Source organism: Comamonas sp. GCA5 (assembly GCF_036541385.1).
Taxonomy (GTDB): Bacteria; Pseudomonadota; Gammaproteobacteria; order Burkholderiales; family Burkholderiaceae_C; genus Comamonas; species Comamonas aquatica.
In genome coordinates this window covers 34,398-54,357 of record NZ_JAZHFR010000017.1, presented here as the reverse complement: position 1 = coordinate 54,357, position 19,960 = coordinate 34,398, and the positions used below count along the sequence as shown (strand labels likewise).

Here is a 19,960-nt window from a genome sequence, read left to right as displayed (position 1 = left end):
CAGGCCAGACAGCAGTTCTTCGGGTACGTCGTGTTTCTTGGTGTTCATAGTGTTTACGGACAGGCCGGCTTGCGCCGGCTGTTGATTGGCCGTTTACACAAAATTTTGCACACCCTCGGTCTGTCGAAAGCTTGTGATTCGCCCGTCAGAGTTCGTCACGTCTCCCGTCTGGATAAACGGATACGGTCCGCCATAAAGGTGAGCTGCATCTCTTGGTCTGTGCTTCGACTTGCCTCGATCAAATTCCCCGAGCGAGGAAATTCTCTGCACCCTCCACTCAGAACTCATACCCCAGCCCCCCCAGCTTCGCCCGAATCACCGCATCCAGCTCCGCACCCTTGGCCATTTGCTCGCCCAGCTTTTCGGTGAGCTTTTGCATCTTGTCGGCAAACGCTTCGTCGTCGTCTTCCACCTCTTCCGCGCCCACGTAGCGGCCGGGGGTGAGCACATGGCCGTGCTGGGCAATCTCGGCCAGGGGCACGCTGCGGCAAAAGCCTTTCACATCCTCATAGCTGCCCGCGTCCGGCTCGCCGCGCCAGGCAGCCACCACGGCTTCGATGCGGGCGATGGTGTCGTCCGTCAACTCGGCCTGCACGCGGCTGATCATGCGGCCCTGCTTGCGGGCATCGATGAACAGCACCTCGCCCTTGCGCGTTTTCTGCTTGGCCAAAAACCACAGACAGGCGGGGATTTGGGTGTTGAAGAACAACTGGCCGGGCAGGGCCACCATGACCTCGACCACGTCGGCATTGACCATGGCGGCGCGGATCACGCCTTCATTGTTCTGGCTGGAACTCATGCTGCCGTTGGCCAGCACAATGCCTGCGCGGCCCGTTGGCTTCAAGTGGTGCAGCATGTGCTGCAACCAGGCGTAGTTGGCGTTGCCGTGGGGTGGGTCGCCATATTCCCAGCGCGGGTCGCCTTCCAGGCTGCCGTGCCACCAGTCGCTGATGTTGAACGGCGGGTTGGCCAGGATGTAGTCGGCCCGCAGGTCGGGGTGCTGGTTGCGGGTGAAGGTGTCGGCAGGCTCGCGGCCCAGGTTGTAGTCGATGCCGCGAATGGCCAGGTTCATGGCGGCCAGGCGCCAGGTGGTGGGGTTGGCCTCTTGGCCGTAGATGCTCACATCGCCCAGCTTGCCGCCGTGGGCTTCGATGAATTTTTCAGACTGCACAAACATGCCGCCCGAACCGCAGCACGGGTCGTACACCTTGCCTTCGTGTGGGGCCAGGATGGCGACCAGGGTTTTGACGATGCTGGCAGGCGTGTAGAACTGCCCGCCCCGCTTGCCCTCGGCACTGGCGAACATGCCCAGGAAGTATTCGTACACCTGGCCCAGCACGTCGCGCGCCACGGCGGGGTCGTCACCAAAGCCGATGGTGGACACCAGATCCACCAGCTCGCCCAGCTTGCCGTCAGGCAACTGCGCACGGGCATAGCGTTTGTCGAGGATGCCTTTGAGCTTGGGGTTCTCGGCCTCAATGAGGGTCAGGGCGTCGTCAATGCGTTTACCAATGTCGGGCTGTTTGGCCGCGTTGCGCAGGGCTTCCCAGCGTGCGCCTTCGGGCACCCAGAAGACGTTGGCCTCTTTGTAGTAGTCGCGGTCTTCCAGCTCGGCGGCAATGTCGGCGGGGTCGGCATCGCCGTAAAAGTATTCGTCGTTCGGGTCGGCCAGGCGCTGCATCAGCGTGGCGTGGTGCGCGGCGAAGGTGTCGGAGATGTATTTAACGAAGATGAGGCCGAGCACCAGGTGCTTGTATTCGGCGGCGTCCATGTTGGCGCGCAGCTTGTCGGCGGTGGCCCAGAGGGTTTTTTTGATGTCGTCGAGCATGGGGAAGAACAGGTACGGTCAGGGTCCCAAGAGACACTGGCTTGATTTGTAACTGCATTCATCTTAGCGGCGATCCGTAGGCCTCCCGGATGCCCAGGCGGCCTATCCGGCAGAGTGGCGCCAACCTGCAGGCCCAAAGATGAGCCCGCAGGCAGCGCCAGCAGAGGCATTGCCCCTGTCAAAGGCCGTGGGGGAGTCCCGACAGGGGCTCACGCCGCCTGGTACGTCTTGCCAAACCGACCGATGATGACTTTGCGACCCTCGTCAATCTGGTTGTCTACAAAGTCCGCCCACCACTGCAACATATCGCGGCGCTGCTCCGCATATTGCGCCCGGTTGTAAACGCCACGGATGCCTTTTTGCTCGTGCGCCAAGGACTTTTCAATCCAGTCTGAGTTGAAACCGGCTTCATGCAACAGGGTGGAAGCTGTACGGCGGAAATCGTGGATCACAAAATCCCGGACCTCCAGCTCCAAAGCACGCACGGCCACATTCAGGGTGGACTGAGAGATGGGTTGGTACAAGCTGCTGCGGCTGGGAAACACCCATTGCGACCCGCCAGCCAGGCCCTTCAACTCTTCAAACATGGCCACGGCTTGGCGCGACAGGGGGACAAAGTGAGGCCGGTCTTTCTTCATGCGCTCCATCGGGATGCACCACTCGGCGTTTTCCAGATCCAGCTCTTCCCAGCGGGCATGCACCAACTCGGTCTTGCGCACCATGCACAAGATGAGCAGGTGCAGCGCCAGCTTGTGTGCACGCTTCATGCCGGACTGGTAAATCCCACGCAGCAAGCGCCCCACTTCCTCGGGGCTGAGGGCCACGTCCCGGCTGCGCGCCTGGGCGATGAACTTGGCCTCGATCGCTGCCGCAGGATTGAATTGCATCTTCTGCCGCGCAATCGCATAGGCAAAAAGGCGCTTCAACACATTGCGGGTTTGCAATGCCATTTGGTCGGCGCCACGCGCTTTGATGCGGTCGGTGATGGCCAGCACATCCTCGACCGTTACGTCCGACACCTGCTGGGTCCCAATCGCCGGAATGATGTCCTTCTCCAGCACCCGCCGCACATTGCGCGGGTTGCTATTGGATGGTTCGGCAATCTCTGCAAACCAGCGCCACGCAAAGGCAGCCACCGAATCCTCTTGCTGGCGCTGCTCTTCTTTGGCACGGGCCTTCTCAGTCGTTTTCTGGCACCAGTGCTTCAGATAACTATCCGCCAACTCCTTGGCAGCAGGCGTGGCATCTGCAGACACCAGATCGCCCCGCTTGAGTGCCATCGGTGACACGCCCCGGGCCGCCAAGGCTTTGGATGCCTCCCGCCAAGCACGCGCATCCCCCAAGCTGTAGACCGGGTATTCACCCAGGGTCACTTTCTCCTGCTTGGCGCCACGCCCCCCCATGCGATAGCGCAAGCGCCATGTCTTTTGGCCACTGGGCAAGACCTCGACAAACAAGCCGCCTTCATCGGCTTCTTGGTACGACTTGTCGCGTGGTTTCAATGCTTTGAGCTTGGTGTCCGTCAGTGGCATGGGCGCAGTCTCCTCGAGGAGGTGTGCCCATGGGAAGCAAGGTGATTGCTTAAAAAATCATCAAGGGCACACCAACATATTTCTGATGGGCACACCATTCTCAAAATGGGCACACATCTGGGCACACATTCTGACGGATCCACGCGGAACATCCAAGAACAACCTGGATGAATATCAATGATTGATCAATGGGTTGCAGATCAGAAAACAGAACAATCCGGACCGTTGCGGAACCAAATTTATTTTCCGATGCAGAAGCTCGAGAAGATCACGCCCAGCAGGTCGTCGGATGTGAATTCGCCCGTGATGCTGTTCAGCGCCGTCTGCGCCAGGCGCAGTTCTTCGGCCAGGATGTCCAGCGCCGGGCCGGGCACGTTCAGCTGCGCGTGCGCCTCCTCCAGATGGGCGCCCACGGCCTGCAACGCCTCCACATGGCGCGCGCGGGCGATGTACAGGCCCTCGGCCGCCGACTGCCAGCCGGCCACCTGCAGCAGGCGCTGGCGCACGGCATCCAGGCCGTCGCCGGTGCGCGCCGACAGGCTCAGGCTGGCCTCGCTGCCCTGGCGGCCCGCCAAGGGCGCCAGCGGCTGCATCAGCGCGCCGGGTGCGGCCAGGTCGGTCTTGTTCCACAGGTCGATGACGGGAATGTTCGGCGCAATGCGGTCGGCCAGCGTGTGCGCAATCTCCAGATCGTCGGCGACGTAGCCGGCCTCGCCCATGCGCGAGAGGTCGTGCAGGAACAGCACGGCATCGGCGGCGGCGATCTCGTCCCAGGCGCGGGCAATGCCGATGCGCTCCACCTCGTCCTCGCTGTCGCGCAGGCCGGCGGTGTCGATCACGTGCAGCGGCACGCCGTCGATCTGGATGGTCTGTTGCACCTTGTCGCGCGTGGTGCCAGCGATCGGGGTGACGATGGCCAGCTCGGCCCCGGCCAGCGCGTTCAGCAGCGAGCTTTTGCCGGCATTGGGCTGGCCGGCGATCACTACCTTGATGCCTTCGCGCAGCAGCGCGCCCTGCTGGGTGCGCGCCAGCACCTGGCCCAGCTGGTCGCGCAGCGCGTCCAGCTGGCCATAGGCGTCGGCCTTTTGCAGGAAGTCGATTTCTTCCTCGGGGAAGTCCAGCGTGGCCTCGACCAGCATGCGCAGGTGGACCAGGGCTTCGCGCAGCTCGCCGATCTCGCGCGAGAAGTCGCCCGACAGCGAGCGGCTGGCGCTGCGCGCCGCGGCTTCGGTGCTGGCGTCGATCAGGTCGGCAATCGCCTCGGCCTGGGCCAGGTCGATCTTGTCGTTCAGAAACGCGCGCTCGGTGAACTCGCCGGGCTGGGCCAGGCGCAGGCTTGGCAGGACCGGGGCACCGTCGGCCCCCGGCGCCTGCGCGGCCTCCAGGCAGCGCGCCAGCAGCAGCTGCAGCACCACGGGGCCGCCGTGGGCCTGCAGCTCCAGCACGTCCTCGCCGGTGTAGCTGTTCGGGCCGGGGAAGTACAGCGCCAGGCCATGGTCGATGGGCGCGCCCTTGGCGTCCTTGAAGGGCAGGTAGCTGGCCTCGCGCGGCTTCAGGTCCTTGCCCAGCAGGTGGCGCACCAGGGCGCCGATGGCCTTGCCGGAGACACGCACAATGCCGACGGCCCCGCGCCCGGGGGCGGTGGCGATGGCGACGATGGGATCGGAATGGCGGGCAAGCATGGCGTCACGTCCTCAGTGGGGGCGGTGCCCATGATAGCCAGGGGCACGCAAAACAGGCTTTCAAAACAGGAGCACACTGCGCTCGGCACTCAACGACTTCGCAGTCAATCGGCTGCAAAACGCAGTCCCGGCGCGCGCAGTGCGCTCTTGTTTTAAAAACCAAAGGCCGCTTGCGCGGCCTTTGGGGGATGTCAGCGGGGCGGCTTACTTCTTCTTGCCGGCGTCTGCGGGCGCCGACTTGAAGCTGGGCAGGTTGAACTGCGGGGGCACGCCCATGCGGGTGTTGATGACCCACTGCTGGGCGATCGACAGGATGTTGTTGGTCAGCCAGTACAGCACCAGACCTGCAGGGAACATGAAGAACATGACGCTGAAGATCAGGGGCATGAACCACATCATCTTGGCCTGCATCGGATCGGGCGGCACGGGGTTCAGGGCCGTCTGCAGCAGCGAGGACAGGGTCATCAGCAGCGGCAGGATGAAGAAGGGGTCCTTGGCCGACAGGTCGGTGATCCACAGAATCCAGGGCGCGTGGCGGATTTCCACCGACGACAGCAGCACCCAGTACAGCGCGATGAACACGGGGATCTGGATCATGATGGGGAAGCAGCCGCCCATGGGGTTGACCTTCTCCTCACGGTAGATGCGCATCATCTCCTGCTGCATCTGCTGCGGGTTGCCCTTCAGGCGCTCACGCATCTCCATGATCTTGGGGTTGATGGCCTTCATCTTGGCCATCGAGGCGTAGGCCTTGGCGTTCAACCAGTAGAACAGGATCTTCAGGAACAGCACCAGACCGACGATGGACCAGCCCCAGTTGCCCAGGATGCCGTGGATCTTGTCCAGCAGCCAGTACAGGGGCTTGGCCAGGATGGTCAGCCAGCCGTAGTCCTTGACCAGCTCCAGGCCGGGGGCCAGGGCTTCCAGGGTCTTTTCCAGCTGGGGGCCGGCGAACAGGCGCGCCTGCACGGTCTTGGTCTCGCCGGGTTGCAGCGTGCCCACGGGGGTGATCATGCCGGCGGCGTACAGGTTGTCGCCCACCTTGCGCGCGTAGTTGTCGCGCTGGATGCCGTCACCCAGCAGCCAGGCGCTGGCGAAGTAGTGCTGCACCATGGCCACGTAGCCGCTGGTGGAGGACTTCTCGAAGTCGAGCTTGTCCTTGTCGATGTTCTTGAACTCGACCTTCTGGTACTTGGCGGTGTCGGTGTAGATGGCCGGACCGGTGAAGGTGGAGTAGAAGGCGTTGCCACCGTCCACCGCGTTGCCGTCACGCAGCAGCTGCAGGTACAGCTGGGGGGTGACGGCGGCCGTGCCGGCGTTCACCACCTCGTGCTGCACGCCGATGTCGTAGGCTCCGCGCTTGAGGGTGAAGGTCTTGACCAGCTTCACGCCGTCCTGCACGGGCGACTCGAAGCGCACCTGCAGCTCGTTCTGGCCGTCCTTGAGCGTGCGCTCGCCGGGCTGCACCGTCATCACGGTCTTGTGCGTGGGGTAGCTGCCGCCAATCAGGCCGGTCTGCGCCATGTAGACGCGGCTGCTGCTCTCGTCGAACAGCACGAAGGGCTGGCTGTGGTCGCCGTCGGCGGCGTACTTCAGCAGCTCGGCGTGCACCAGCGCACCGCCCTGGCCGTCAAAGGTCAGGCGCATCACGTCGGTGGTGACGGTGATCTTCTCGCGGGCCACCGGGGCGGCGTCCGCGCCACCGGGCACGTCGCTGGGCGACGCCGTCGCTGCAGCGGCCACGGCCGCAGGCACTTCCGCCGGCTTGCTCTCGGCAGGCGCGGTGGCCGTCACGGGCGTGGGGAAGAACGTGGCTTGCTTGCCGTTGTGGATTTGCCATTTGTCCCACAGCAAAACCATGGAAAAGCCAAATATCACCCACAAAATGGTGCGGCGAATGTCGTTCATGAAGACTTCTTTGGTGAGGAAGAGGAGGTCAAACCGGTAAACAGCTTGGGCGGGTGGTCGGGCACCGGATCATGCCCGCCATCACACCACGGATGGCAGCGTACCAGTCGCCGCAGTGTCAAATAAGTGCCGGCCGCTGCGCCATGCTGCTCTAACGCCTTCAAAGAGTAGGCGGAACAGGTCGGTTCAAAACGGCAGGCCGAGCCCAGCCACGGACTCAGGAAAAAGCGGTAGCCACGCACCAGGGCCATGAGCAGGGCGCGCACCATGGCTCAGCCCGCTTCCTGCACGAAGGCATCGGCCGCCGGCTTGGGCGCCTTGCGGCGCGTGGCGTGGGCCAGCAGTTGCTGCAGCTCCGCACGCACCGCCTGCTTCAGCGGCTCCGAGGTCGCGCTGATGAACTGCTTGCGGTCAAAGCCGGCACGCAGGCGCACCACATACGCCGCCGCAGGCAAGGCCTGCAGCTGCGCATCGAATTCGCTGGCCACGGCATAGATCTGCCGCTTGATGGTGTGCCGCGTCACCGAACGCTTGGCCCAGCGCTTGGGCACCAACGGGCCCAGCCACACCTGGGGCATTTGGCACCCGGGCACGACAAACAGGGCCTGCGGTGCCTGCTCAGAAAGCACGGCACCGGGCCCTGTTGGCACAGCGTCCTTGGCAACATCCGCAGCGCCCAGCACCAGGCGGTGCAAAGCAAAGTGCGGCGTCCGGGAAACGGTTCCCCCGGACAGCGTTGCCTGAAATTGGGGGCGCGTTTTGAGCCGTTGCATCACAACAGACCCTGCCATGCAGCAGGGATTGGTGTCAGGCAGTCGGCCAAGCGTGCTTGCCTTAGACGGCCAGACGCTTGCGGCCCTTGGCGCGGCGTGCGTTGATCACGGCGCGGCCGCCCTTGGTCTTCATGCGGACCAGGAAACCGTGGGTGCGAGCGCGCTTGGTCTTGGAGGGTTGGTATGTACGCTTCATGTTCGTTCCTTGAGAAGGTTCAGTTTTTTACTGGCCCATGCATTCCTCATGAATGCACACTGCCCAAATTTCCCCAGCCAAGCACATCTGCAAGGCGCCTGCCAGGGGCAAGCGGCCGCAAATAAAAGCTTCGCGCGGGGCTTATCACCCTGAACACATTCAGGGAAACCCAAAATTATCTCAGTGTTAGCCACCTCTTGCAATGACCCTCTAAAGATGGTCCAAAATACGCCCCCGCACCAGACCGGTGCAAAAGTCGTCCGTGTTTGTGGATAACCGTTTGAAAAGCTACAATCACAGCCCCATCACCGTTCCTCCTATCCACAAAAAGCGCTCCGATTGAAATGACCGAGGAACCCACCAACGACGCCGGCCTGGGCCTGTGGCTGGCCTGCGTCGAGCAGCTCGGCCAGGACCTGCCCGAGCAACAGTTCAACACCTGGATCAAGCCCCTGACCGCGCACGTGGCGGAGGATTTCTCCAAGGTGACGGTGTATGTCGCCAACCGCTTCAAGCTGGACTGGATCCGCGCCCAGTACGCCGCGCGCATCGCGGGCCTGCTGGAAGACCTGTATGGTCAGCCCGTAGCACTGGAGTTAGCACTCGCTCAGCGCGAAAGCGTGGTGCGCACGTATGTTCGCCCCTATGCCGGCGAGCGCAACACGCCCTCCGACAGCCCCAGCGCAGCGCCCACCTCCAGCCCCAGCGCGGAGGAACCGGCTTCGCCCGTCTTCCGCAACCGCCTCAATTCCGCCCTGACGTTCGAGACGCTGGTGGAAGGCACGGCCAACCGCATGGCCCGCTCGGCCGCCATGCACGTCGCCGCCTCGCCCGGCCACCTGTACAACCCGCTGTTCATCTATGGCGGTGTGGGTCTGGGTAAGACCCACCTGGTGCACGCTGTGGGCAACCAGTTGCTCAAAGACCGGCCCGACGCCAAAGTTCTCTACATCCACGCCGAACAATTTGTTTCAGATGTGGTCAAGGCCTACCAGCGCCGCACCTTCGACGAGTTCAAGGAACGCTACCACTCGCTCGACCTTTTGTTGATCGATGACGTCCAGTTCTTCGCCAACAAGGACCGCACGCAGGAAGAGTTCTTCAACGCCTTCGAAGCCCTGCTGGCCAAGAAGAGCCACATCGTGATGACGTCCGACACCTACCCCAAGGGTCTGGCCAACATCCACGAGCGCCTGGTCTCGCGCTTCGACTCCGGCCTCACGGTGGCCATCGAGCCGCCCGAGCTGGAAATGCGCGTGGCCATCCTGATCAACAAGGCCCGCGCCGAGAACGCCGAGATGCCCGAGGAAGTCGCCTTCTTCGTGGCCAAGAACGTGCGCTCCAACGTGCGTGAGCTGGAAGGCGCGCTGCGCAAGATCCTGGCGTACTCGCGCTTCAACCAGAAGGAAGTCTCCATCCAGTTGGCCCGCGAGGCGCTGCGCGATCTGCTGAGCATCCAGAACCGCCAGATCAGCGTGGAGAACATCCAGAAGACCGTGGCCGACTACTACAAGATCAAGGTCGCGGACATGTACAGCAAGAAGCGCCCGGCGTCGATTGCCCGTCCGCGCCAGATCGCCATGTACCTGGCCAAGGAGCTGACGCAAAAGAGCCTGCCCGAGATCGGCGAGCTGTTTGGCGGCCGCGACCACACCACGGTGCTGCACGCGGTGCGCAAGATTGCCGCCGAGCGCCAGCAGCTGACCGAGCTGAACCAGCAATTGCATGTGCTGGAGCAAACGCTCAAAGGCTGATGGAATTTTCCCTCGCCCAGCCCGGGCCTACCGGGCAAAATGAGGGGGTTTGGGTGGCCGCGAGAGGGAGGCTGCCCCATCCACAAGAGACCCGCATCCTGAAACACAGAGGTTGACATGATCGTCCTGAAAGCCACACAAGACAAAGTTCTCGCGGTCCTGCAATCGGTGTCCGGCATCGTTGAACGCCGCCACACCCTGCCCATCCTGGCGAACGTGCTGATCAAGAAGACCGGCAACGCCCTGCAGTTCACCACCAGCGACCTGGAAATCCAGATTCGCACCACGGCCGAACTCGGCGGTGACACCGGCGACTTTTCCACCACCATCGGTGCGCGCAAGCTGATCGACATCCTCAAGACCATGCCCGGCGACCAGACCGTGGGCCTGGAGTCGCAGCAAAGCAAGATGATCCTCAAGGGCGGCAAGAGCCGCTTCACGCTGCAGACCCTGCCGGCCGAGGACTTCCCGCTGGTGCAGGAGGCCGCCAACTTCGGCCCCGCCTTCAGCGTGCCGCAGAAGGTGCTCAAGGACCTGATGGGCCAGGTGTCGTTCGCCATGGCGGTGCAGGACATCCGCTACTACCTGAACGGCATCCTGTTTGTCGCCGAAGGCAACACGCTGAGCCTGGTGGCCACCGACGGCCACCGCCTGGCCTTTGCCAGCGCCGAGCTGGACGTGGACGTGGGCGAGAAGCAGGAAGTCATCCTGCCGCGCAAGACGGTGCTGGAGCTGCAGCGCCTGCTGTCCGACGTGGGCGGCGAGAACTCGCCCCGCATCGAGATGCAGTTCGCCAACAACCAGGCCAAGTTCACCTTTGGCGGCATGGAGTTCGTGACCAAGCTGGTCGAGGGCAAGTTCCCCGACTACAACCGCGTCATCCCGCGCAACCACCACAACAGCGTGACCCTGGGCCGCGCCCCGCTGCTGGCCAGCCTGCAGCGCACGGCCATCATGACCAGCGACAAGTTCAAGGGCGTGCGCCTGACCATCGAGCCCGGCACGCTGCGCGTGGCGTCCAACAACGCCGACCAGGAAGAGGCGGTGGATGAGCTGGACATCGACTACGGCGGCGACACCATCGACATCGGCTTCAACGTGACCTACCTGCTGGACGTGCTGGCCAACATGTCGCAGGACATGGTCAAGATCGAGCTGGCCGACAGCAACAGCTCGGCCCTGGTCAGCATCCCCGGCAACGACAACTTCAAGTACGTCGTCATGCCCATGCGCATCTGATGCGCCCGTGGACCGGCGTGTTAGCCTGTCCATCCCAAAAAAGGAGCAGCTGGCGTATGCCAGCACTTCTTTTTCAAATGATTTATTGGTAATTTCCAGGCAATACAAGCGCAAACAGCTCCTGTTATTGCAGCAGTAAGGCACCTTCATGACCGACGAGAACCAGCCAGAAAACCCCACCGCAGCACCCGCCAGCGCCCCCGCTGACACCGGCTACGGCGAAGGCGCCATCCAGATCCTGGAAGGCCTGGAGGCCGTGCGCAAGCGCCCCGGCATGTACATCGGCGACACCTCCGACGGCACCGGCCTGCACCACCTGGTGTTCGAGGTCGTGGACAACTCCATCGACGAAGCGCTGGCCGGCCACTGCGACGACATCCTGGTCACCATCCACGCCGACGGCTCGCTGTCCGTCATCGACAACGGCCGCGGCATTCCTACCGGCGTGAAGATGGACGACAAGCACGAGCCCAAGCGCTCGGCCGCCGAAATCGCGCTGACCGAGCTGCACGCCGGCGGCAAGTTCAACCAGAACAGCTACAAGGTCTCGGGCGGTCTGCACGGCGTGGGCGTGTCCTGCGTGAACGCGCTGTCCATCTGGCTCAAGCTGACCGTGCGCCGCGACGGCAAGGTGCACGAGATCGACTTCTCGCGCGGCTTTGTGCAAAACCGCCTGATCGAGGTGGTCGACGGCTTCGAGACCTCGCCCATGCGCGTCATCGGCGAGACCGACAAACGCGGCACCAAGGTGCACTTCCTGCCCGACCAGGACATCTTCAAGGAAAACTTCGAGTTCCGTTACGAAATCCTGGCCAAGCGCCTGCGCGAACTCTCCTTCCTGAACAACGGCGTGCGCATCCGCCTGAAGGACGAGCGCGATGGCAAGGAAGACGACTTCTCCGGCGCCGGTGGCGTGCAGGGCTTTGTCGGCTTCATCAACGCCAACAAGAAGGTGCTGCACCCCACCTCGTTCTACGCCACGGGCAGCCGCCCGGCCGACACCTACGGCGGCATTCCCGGCACCGAGATCGGTGTCGAAGTGGCCATGCAGTGGAACGACGGCTACAACGAACAGGTGCTGTGCTTCACCAACAACATCCCCCAGCGGGATGGCGGCACCCACCTGACCGGCCTGCGCGCGGCGATGACCCGCGTGATCGGCAAGTACATCGCCGACCACGAACTGGCCAAGAAGGCCAAGGTCGAAGTCAGCGGGGACGACATGCGCGAAGGCCTGTGCGCCGTGCTGAGCGTGAAGGTGCCCGAGCCCAAGTTCAGCAGCCAGACCAAGGACAAGCTGGTCAGCTCCGAAGTGCGTGCGCCGGTGGAAGACATCGTCGCCAAGACGCTGACCGACTACCTGGAAGAGAACCCCAACGACGCCAAGATCCTGTGCGGCAAGATCATCGAGGCCGCCCGCGCCCGTGAAGCCGCGCGCAAGGCCCGTGAAATGACGCGCCGCAAGGGCGTGCTGGACGGCATGGGCCTGCCCGGCAAGCTGGCCGACTGCCAGGAAAAAGACCCCGCGCTGTGCGAAATCTACATCGTCGAGGGTGACTCCGCCGGCGGCTCCGCCAAGCAGGGCCGCGACCGCAAATTCCAGGCCATCCTGCCCCTGCGCGGCAAGATCCTGAACGTGGAAAAGGCCCGCTACGAAAAGCTGCTGTCCAGCCAGGAAATCATCACCCTGATCACCGCCCTGGGCACCGGCATCGGCAAGGTCAGCGCCGATTCGGGCAAGAGCAACTCGGACGACTACAACCCCGACAAGCTGCGCTACCACCGCATCATCATCATGACCGACGCGGACGTGGACGGCGCCCACATCCGCACGCTGCTGCTGACCTTCTTCTACCGCCAGATGCCCGAGCTGGTCGAGCGCGGCCACATCTACATCGCCCAGCCGCCGCTGTACAAGGTCAAGAACGGCAAGGAAGAGCTGTACCTCAAGGACGGCCCGGCGCTGAACAAGTACCTGCTCAAGATCGCGCTGAACCACGCCAGCGTGCACACCGGCGGTGCCAACGCCCGCACCATCGAGGGCGAGGAACTGGCCAAGCTGGCCGACATGCACCTGGCCGCCGAGACCGTGATCGAGCGCCTGTCCAACTTCCTGGACCAGGAAGCCCTGCGCGCCATCGCCGACGGCGTGAAGATCAAGCTGGACACCCTGGAAGAAGCCCAGGCCTGCGCCCCCGTGCTGGAGGCCAAGCTGCGCGAGCTGACCACCACCGGCGTGCCCGCCGCCGTGACCGCCGAGATCGACCCCGTCAGCGAGAACCCGATCCTGCGCATCAGCCGCCACCACCACGGCAACATCAAGAGTTCCATCCTTACGCAGGACTTCGTGCGCAGCCACGACTACGCGGCCCTGTCGGCCGAGGCCGAAAGCTTTGCCGGCCTGCTGGCCGAAGGCGCCAAGGTCACGCGCGGCGAAGGCGAGAAGGCCAAGACCGAAAAGGTCGGCGACTTCCGCCAGGCCATGCAGTGGCTGATCAGCGAAGCCGAACGCACCACCGGCCGCCAGCGCTACAAGGGCCTGGGTGAAATGAACCCCGAGCAGCTGTGGGAAACCACCATGGACCCGAATGTGCGCAGCCTGTTGCAGGTGCAGATCGGCGACGCCATCGAAGCCGACCGCGTGTTCACCATGCTGATGGGCGACGAGGTCGAACCCCGCCGCAACTTCATCGAAGACAACGCCCTGCGGGCCGGCAACATCGACGTCTGATCTCAAAAATCAGAGCTGTCTGCGCAAGCAGTACAAGGCTTGGAGCCCCAAAAGGCTTCAAGCCTTTTTTCTTGGGCTCCCGCTGCTCCAGGGCTGGAGGGGGACGCAGTCGCACCCCGCCGCAACTTCATCGAAGCCAACGCGCCACGCAGCCGCTGCAATTGGCACGCAATCTGCTTTAACTCCGCATCTTGTATACATCTGGGTATTCATCATGCTGATTGGCACATTCGACGATTGGAAGCACGCCTACCACGGTGGCGCAGCGCCGGCTGCGCTGCTGGAGCAGCAGCGCCAGGCCTTGCAGGCCGATGACACGGCGTGGATCAGCATCGCCACGGCGGCACAGCTGCAGGCGCAGCTGCAGCAACTGCAGGCCCTGGAGCACGCCGTGGGCCGCGACCAGTTGCCGCTGTACGGCATTCCGTTTGCCGCCAAGGACAACATCGATGTGGCCGGTTTCACCACCACCGCCGCCTGCCCGGCGTTTGCCTATGTGGCGGCACAGGATGCCGTGGCCGTGCAGCGGCTGCGCCAGGCCGGCGCCATCGTGCTGGGCAAGACCAACCTGGACCAGTTCGCCACCGGCCTGGTGGGCGTACGCTCGCCCTATGGGGCCGTGCCCAACACCTTTGATCCCGCGCTGGTCTCGGGCGGCTCCAGCTCGGGTTCGGCCTCGGTGGTGGCGCGCGGGCTGGTGCCGTTTGCCCTGTCCACGGACACGGCCGGTTCGGGCCGCGTGCCCGCGGGATTCAACCAGATCGTGGGGCTCAAGCCCACACCCGGTGCCGTCAGTGGCACCGGTTTGGTGCCCGCCTGCCGCACGCTGGATTGCATCGGCGTGCTGGCCCTGAATGTGGCCGACAGCGCCCTGGCGCTGTCCATCATGGAGGGGCCCGACGCGCAGGATGCCTATTCGCAGGCGCGGCCCGCCACCCCCGCGCACCGGCCACTGGCGCAGCTGCGGGTGGCGATCCCGGGCGGGCGCCAACTGGCCGCCGATTACGAGGCCGCCTTCACCCAGTTTGCGCAGCGGCTGCAGCCCCAGGTGGCCAGCGTGCAGACCCGGGCCTTCGACACCTTGTTCGAGGTGGCCCAGCTGCTGTACTACGGCCCCTGGGTGGCCGAACGGGTGGTGGGCGCGCGCCGCCTGTACGAGCAGCAGCCCGAGGCCTTGCTGCCTGTGATCCGCCAGGTGCTGGACGTGCACCAGCGCTTCAATGCCGTGGACACCTTTGCCGCACAGTACCAGCTGCAGACGCTGCAGCGCGAGGCGGAAAAGATCTGGCAGGACTGCGACGTGCTGTGCGTGCCCACGGCGCCGCGCCACCCCAGCATGGCCGATCTGCAGGCCGAACCCGTGGCCGCCAATTCCGAGCTGGGCACGTACACCAACTTCGTGAATCTGCTGGGCTGGTCGGCCATCGCCATTCCGGCCGCGCAACTGCCCAGCGGGCTGCCGTTCGGCATCACCCTGATTGCGCCGGCCTGGCGTGAGCCCGATCTGGTGCGCTGGGCCCAGGCCCTGGAAGCCCAGACCCCACTGACCGCCGGCGTCACGGGTCTGCCCGTGCGCACCCTGGGCGCGCTGCCCCGCTGGCATGTGCCCACGCAGGGCGAGACGATTGCGCTGACCGTGGTCGGCGCCCACCTGCGCGGCATGCCGCTGAACCACGAGCTGCTGGCCTGCGGGGCGCGCTTCCGTGAGGCCACGCACACGGCACCCCACTACCGCCTGTATGCGCTGGCCGGCACGGTGCCCGCCAAACCCGGCCTGGCCCGGGCCGAGGACGGGGCCGCGATCGCCGTGGAGGTCTGGGACATGCCCGTCGCCAACCTGGGGCGCTTTGTGGCCGGTGTGCCCGCGCCGCTGGGCATTGGCACGGTCACGCTGCAGGATGGCCGCCACGTCAAGGGCTTCATCTGCGAAGGAGCTGCCCTGGCTAATGCCCAGGACATCACGCATTTCGGGGGCTGGCGCGCGTATTGCATGGCGGCGTAACACCCTGGTGCAGGGCGTGCACCTGAATCAGGCACGCCCTGCACCCGATACAACCGCATCCCCCATTTCCGCAGGAGACGCCCGTGGCGCCCACCAGCCTTGCCAACATGGCCTACGACAAGCTGCGACAGGCTTTCGACAATTTTCAGTACGTGCCCGGAGACCGTTTCAGCGAAAGCGAAATCGGCGCCCAGCTGGGCATGAGCCGCACCCCCGTGCGCGAGGCCCTGGTGCGCCTGCAGCGCGAGGGCTATATCTCGGTCATGCCCAAGATGGGCTGGGTGGTCAACAGCATCGACTTCGCGGTGTTCGAGCAACTGTACGACGTGCGCGCCGTGCTGGAGTGCGCGGCCGTGGACCTGCTGGTGGTGGCCCCGGACCTGGAGCAGCGCCTGGCCGCGCTGTGCGCGCTGTGGTGCGTGCCGCTGCAGGAGCGCCTGACGGACCAGCATGCGGTGTCGCACATCGATGAGCGCTTCCACATCGACCTGATGGAGGCCAGCGGCAACCTGGAGATGGCGCGCATCCACCGCGACATCACGGACCGCATCCGCATCGTGCGGCGCCTGGAATTCACGCGCAACTACCGCATCGACGTCACCTACGACGAGCACAGCCGCATCCTGCGCGCGCTGCTGCAGCACGACGGGCTGCAGGCCAAGGTGCTGCTGCAAAAGCACATCCGCGTCAGCCGCGACGAGGTGAAGAACATCACCTTGCACACCCTGCAAAATGCCAAGCCAAAAAGGCTGGAAGCGGCCGCCTGACCTGCGCGGACAGCTATGAACAACGCAGACTGACCGTCCGCGCGGTGCAGGTGTGGGTCAGGCCCGGTCCAGCGCCAGCAAGGCCTGCAGCGCCACACCCTGCGGATCGGCCAGGGCATTCAAAATACTGAAATGGTCCGCCCCCGGCACTGCCAGGCAGGCGCCCGGGGCGGCCTGGCGGTAGTGGGCAAAGACCTGGGTCTGCGCCTGCAGCTGCGCCAGCTCGGCCGTGCCATAGGCCAGCACCAGGGGTTTGTCGACCACCGGTAATTGCAGCGGGCTGAGCTGGTCCACTTCGGCCGGCGTCAGTTGCAGGGCCTGGTTCAGGTAGGTGTGGCGCACCGGCTCCAGCGCATAGATGCCGCTGATGCCCAGGCCGCCCACCACCCCGTCGCTGTCCAGGCCCAGGGCCGTCAGATGCCCGCCCGCCGACCAGCCGCACAGCAGGATGCGACCGCTGCCGCCGGCCGCCAGGGCCTGCCGGCGCACGGCGGCAATACCCTGCCGCACTTCCTGCACGATCTGCGTGAGGCGGGCCTGGGGCGCCAGCGTGTAGCCGATCAGGGCCGCCTGCACACCCTGCTGCAAGGCGCCCTGGACCACGAAGCGGAAGCTGTTCTTGTGCCGCATCTGCCAGTAGCCCCCGTGGATGAACAGCAGCGTGGGCGCACCGGCCGGACCGTGGAAGTAATCCAGCCGCTGGCGCGCGCCCGGGCCATAGGCCACGTCCAGATCGGCGGCGTGCTGCTGCACCACGGCCAGGCTGCGCGCTTCAAACGCCGCCAGCTGCTGGGTGCTGCTGGCCACGGCACGGGTGTTGTCATAGGCCGCATCGCGCACGGCCTGGGGCAGGTGGAGCAGGGTGTCGATCACCATCAGGCGGCCTTGGCGTGGTGGGCCACGTGGCTGCTGAGCAGCTCGGTCAGTTCCTGGCGCACGCGGTTGAACTCGGGGGCCGTGATGTGGCGCGGGCGCTCCAGCGGGATGCGGTAGTCGCGCTCCACCCGGCCGGGGCCGGCGGTCATGACCACCACGCGGTCGGCCAGCAGCACGGCTTCTTCGACCGCGTGGGTGACGAAGATCACGGTCAGCCGGGTCTTGGCCCAGATGTCCAGCAGCTCCTGCTGCAGCACTTCGCGCGTCAGCGCATCCAGGGCGCCAAAGGGCTCGTCCATCAGCAGCACCTCGCAGTCGTTGGCCAGGGCCCGCGCGATGGAGACACGCTGCTTCATGCCGCCCGACAGTTGGTTGGGAAAGTGGTCGGCAAACTTGCTCAGGCCGACCATGTGCAGGTAGTGGTCGGCGATCTCGCGCAGCTTGGCCTCGGGCAGGCCGCGCTGCTTGGGTCCGAAGGCGATGTTCTGGCGCACGGTCAGCCAGGGGAACAGGCCATAGTCCTGGAACACCATGCCGCGGTCGGGCCCGGGTTCGCTGATGGGCGTGTGGTACATCCGGGCTACGCCGGTGGACACGCTTTCAAAGCCGCCCATGATGCGCAGCAGCGTGGACTTGCCGCAGCCCGAGGCCCCGATCAGGCAGACGAATTCGCCCTTCTGGATCTGCAGGTTGACGTCCTTGAGCGCGTGGATGGGGCGGCCATGCAGGGAGAAGACCTTGCTGACGTTGGCAATGTCCAGGATGGGCGCGGGGGTGCGGTGGGCAAGGATCTCAGACATGGTGTTGCGGGCTCCACTTGAGCAGACGGTTGTTGAGGATGACCAGCAGGCGGTCGGTGACAAGGCCGGTGAAGCCGATGACCACCATGCCGGCGATCACCACGTCGGTGCGCGACAGCATGCGGCCATCCATGATGGCCGCGCCCAGGCCCTCGGGCACGCCCGTCATCTCGCCCACCACGATCAGGAACCAGGCGATGCCGTGGCCCAGGCGCAGGCCGTTGAAGATGGAGGGCATGGCCGCCGGCAGCACCACCTGGCGGAACATGGAGGTGCCCTTGCAGCCCAGCATGGCGGCGGCCTCGAACAGGCGCGGCTCGACCGACTTCACACCGAAGGTGGTGTTGATGACGATGGGAAAGAATGCCCCCAGGAACACCAGGAAGATGGCGGCATTCGGGCCCACGCCGAAGAAGATCATGGACAGCGGCAGCCAGGCCGTGACCGGCACCGGGCGCAGCATCTGCAGTGTGGGGTCCACGAAGCGGCGGATGGCGGCGTTCTTGCCGATCACCAGGCCCAGCGGAATGCCGGCCAGCGCGGCCAACGCAAAGGCCCCGTAGACGCGCGACATGGACTGCAGCCAGTGCGTGGGCAGGGTGGCGCTGAAGGCGTCGTCATAGATGCCGCCAAAGGCGAAATCCCAGAGCATCAGGCCCACCTCCTGGGGGGAAGGCACCAGCATGGTCCCCGTGGCGCGCACGGCCACATCCCAGGCCAGCAGCAGCAGCAGGGGCAGCACGGCGGGCACCAGCCAGGTGGTCATCCAGACACGGGCCGCGCTGGGCTGGGGCGGCATGGCCAGTGCCACCGGGGACGTGGCGGGTGTGAAAGAGGGGGGCGAAGACGACATGGCAGGCATTCCGGAAGCGGGCAGGGGAGGCCGGGGCCCGGCGGTGCAGCACACCGCCAGGCAGGGCGGGCTTACTGGGGGTTGAAGCCGGTGACGATGAAGCTGCTGTAGTCGGGCAGCTTGCGGATCTGCTTGCGCTCCAGCATCAGCGAGCCGTAGTACTTGCTGCGCGTGATCCAGTCCTCGTCGATCTTCCAGGTCAGCTCCACGTTGTCGGCCGCCAGGTTGGCCACGTCGGGGGCGAAGCCCAGCTTGGCACCGGCCATCTGCACCAGCTCGGCGCGGTGGGCCATGGCGTATTCGGAGGCCTTGCGGTGGATCTCCAGGAACACCTTGACCAGTTCCGGGTCCTTCTTGACCGTGTCGGCGTGCGTGGTCATGACCATGTTGACCTTGCCGGTGGGCGTGCTGTACGGAAACTCCAGCACCTTGCCCACGCCGCGGGTCACGCTGATGGAGGGGCCGGGCTCGGCACCAACGTAGGCGTCGATGTCACCGCGCTCCAGCGCGCCCGCCATTTCGCTGAAGGACACGCGCACGGACTTGATGTCCTTGAGGGTCATGCCTTCGGACTTCAGGCGGTCATTGAACACCGCCTCCTGGGTGGAACCCGGCAGGATGCCCACGCGCTTGCCCTGCAGGCCCTTGAAGCTGCCGATGCCGCTGTTCTTGCCCACCACGATCGCCATGCCGCCATTGCAGGTGGGCGCGACGATGACCACGGGCTCGCCCGCCGCCGCACCCAGCGTGGCGGCGGCCAGGCCGTAGGTGCCAAAGTCCACCGACTTGGTCACCACGGCGTTCTTGCCGTCGGTGGGGGTCTCGAAGGGGATCACCTCGATCTTGTAGCCGGCCGGCGTGAACTTGTCGTAGAAGTAGGGCGTGATGCCGTGGATGAGCTTGAGCGTGCCCACCTTGATCACCTTGTCCGCCGCCTGGGCGGGTGTGGCCACGGACAGGGCCAGGGCAGAAGAGGTCAGAGAAGCGAGCAGGAGGCGGCGAGACAGCATGGCGTTTCC

At 64.9% G+C, this 19,960-nt stretch carries 16 protein-coding genes; 5 read left to right on the top strand and 11 right to left on the bottom strand.

The features are described from left to right. Positions 1 to 277: 277 nt before the first annotated feature. The 7 genes from SJH88_RS06485 to rpmH all read right to left on the bottom strand — a co-directional run bounded on the left by SJH88_RS06485 (position 278) and on the right by rpmH (position 7,919). Positions 278 to 1,828: a class I SAM-dependent DNA methyltransferase gene (locus tag SJH88_RS06485; RefSeq protein ID WP_274753950.1), complete on the bottom strand. Its 1,551-nt coding sequence runs from the start codon at positions 1,826 to 1,828 to the stop codon at positions 278 to 280. Between the two features lie 209 nt (positions 1,829 to 2,037). Continuing rightward, positions 2,038 to 3,360, bottom strand: a complete 1,323-nt coding sequence (locus SJH88_RS06480; protein ID WP_274753949.1) for a tyrosine-type recombinase/integrase — start codon at positions 3,358 to 3,360, stop codon at positions 2,038 to 2,040. Positions 3,361 to 3,599: 239 nt separating this feature from the next. Beyond that, positions 3,600 to 5,042 carry a tRNA uridine-5-carboxymethylaminomethyl(34) synthesis GTPase MnmE gene (gene mnmE, locus SJH88_RS06475; protein WP_274753948.1) on the bottom strand — a complete coding sequence of 481 codons (1,443 nt, stop codon included), beginning with the start codon at positions 5,040 to 5,042 and terminating at the stop codon, positions 3,600 to 3,602. A gap of 204 nt (positions 5,043 to 5,246) precedes the next feature. Then, positions 5,247 to 6,950 (bottom strand): membrane protein insertase YidC, encoded by a 1,704-nt coding sequence (yidC, locus tag SJH88_RS06470; protein WP_234687297.1) that lies wholly within the window; start codon positions 6,948 to 6,950, stop codon positions 5,247 to 5,249. Continuing rightward, positions 6,947 to 7,219: a membrane protein insertion efficiency factor YidD gene (yidD, locus tag SJH88_RS06465; protein WP_081770599.1), complete on the bottom strand. Its 273-nt coding sequence runs from the start codon at positions 7,217 to 7,219 to the stop codon at positions 6,947 to 6,949. Before yidD ends, yidC begins: the two co-directional genes overlap by 4 nt. A gap of 3 nt (positions 7,220 to 7,222) precedes the next feature. Beyond that, positions 7,223 to 7,723, bottom strand: coding sequence for a ribonuclease P protein component (locus SJH88_RS06460; RefSeq protein ID WP_274753947.1), 501 nt, complete (start codon positions 7,721 to 7,723; stop codon positions 7,223 to 7,225). A 61-nt stretch (positions 7,724 to 7,784) separates the two neighbouring features. Next, complete coding sequence (gene rpmH / locus SJH88_RS06455) at positions 7,785 to 7,919, bottom strand: 50S ribosomal protein L34 (RefSeq protein ID WP_042412105.1); 135 nt, start codon at positions 7,917 to 7,919, stop codon at positions 7,785 to 7,787. A 344-nt stretch (positions 7,920 to 8,263) separates the two neighbouring features. Here rpmH and dnaA point away from each other — a divergent pair, with 344 nt between their 5' ends. The 5 genes from dnaA to SJH88_RS06430 all read left to right on the top strand — a co-directional run bounded on the left by dnaA (position 8,264) and on the right by SJH88_RS06430 (position 16,412). Next, positions 8,264 to 9,673, top strand: coding sequence for a chromosomal replication initiator protein DnaA (dnaA, locus tag SJH88_RS06450; RefSeq protein WP_042412104.1), 1,410 nt, complete (start codon positions 8,264 to 8,266; stop codon positions 9,671 to 9,673). 117 nt (positions 9,674 to 9,790) lie between these two features. Continuing rightward, on the top strand, positions 9,791 to 10,912 hold the full coding sequence (dnaN, locus tag SJH88_RS06445) for a DNA polymerase III subunit beta (protein WP_042412102.1): 1,122 nt from the start codon (positions 9,791 to 9,793) through the stop codon (positions 10,910 to 10,912). Positions 10,913 to 11,060: 148 nt separating this feature from the next. Then, the gene (gyrB, locus tag SJH88_RS06440; protein WP_043378395.1) at positions 11,061 to 13,643 is read left to right on the top strand and encodes a DNA topoisomerase (ATP-hydrolyzing) subunit B; all 2,583 of its coding nucleotides are present in this window, start codon (positions 11,061 to 11,063) and stop codon (positions 13,641 to 13,643) included. Between the two features lie 214 nt (positions 13,644 to 13,857). Further along, entirely contained in the window at positions 13,858 to 15,645 is a 1,788-nt protein-coding gene (gene atzF, locus SJH88_RS06435; RefSeq protein WP_274753946.1) for an allophanate hydrolase, read from the top strand. An 83-nt stretch (positions 15,646 to 15,728) separates the two neighbouring features. Continuing rightward, complete coding sequence (locus SJH88_RS06430) at positions 15,729 to 16,412, top strand: GntR family transcriptional regulator (RefSeq protein ID WP_043378390.1); 684 nt, start codon at positions 15,729 to 15,731, stop codon at positions 16,410 to 16,412. Positions 16,413 to 16,469: 57 nt separating this feature from the next. Here SJH88_RS06430 and SJH88_RS06425 read toward each other — a convergent pair whose 3' ends face one another. From SJH88_RS06425 to SJH88_RS06410, 4 genes are all read right to left on the bottom strand, one after another. Further along, positions 16,470 to 17,288, bottom strand: coding sequence for an alpha/beta hydrolase (locus tag SJH88_RS06425; protein ID WP_274753945.1), 819 nt, complete (start codon positions 17,286 to 17,288; stop codon positions 16,470 to 16,472). Then, the gene (locus tag SJH88_RS06420; RefSeq protein WP_274753944.1) at positions 17,288 to 18,088 is read right to left on the bottom strand and encodes an ABC transporter ATP-binding protein; all 801 of its coding nucleotides are present in this window, start codon (positions 18,086 to 18,088) and stop codon (positions 17,288 to 17,290) included. The genes SJH88_RS06425 and SJH88_RS06420 overlap by 1 nt, the downstream gene beginning before the upstream one ends. Next, positions 18,081 to 18,941, bottom strand: a complete 861-nt coding sequence (locus SJH88_RS06415; RefSeq protein WP_274753943.1) for an ABC transporter permease — start codon at positions 18,939 to 18,941, stop codon at positions 18,081 to 18,083. The genes SJH88_RS06420 and SJH88_RS06415 overlap by 8 nt, the downstream gene beginning before the upstream one ends. A 71-nt stretch (positions 18,942 to 19,012) precedes the next feature. Next, positions 19,013 to 19,951 carry an ABC transporter substrate-binding protein gene (locus SJH88_RS06410; RefSeq protein WP_045265774.1) on the bottom strand — a complete coding sequence of 313 codons (939 nt, stop codon included), beginning with the start codon at positions 19,949 to 19,951 and terminating at the stop codon, positions 19,013 to 19,015. Positions 19,952 to 19,960: the final 9 nt, after the last annotated feature.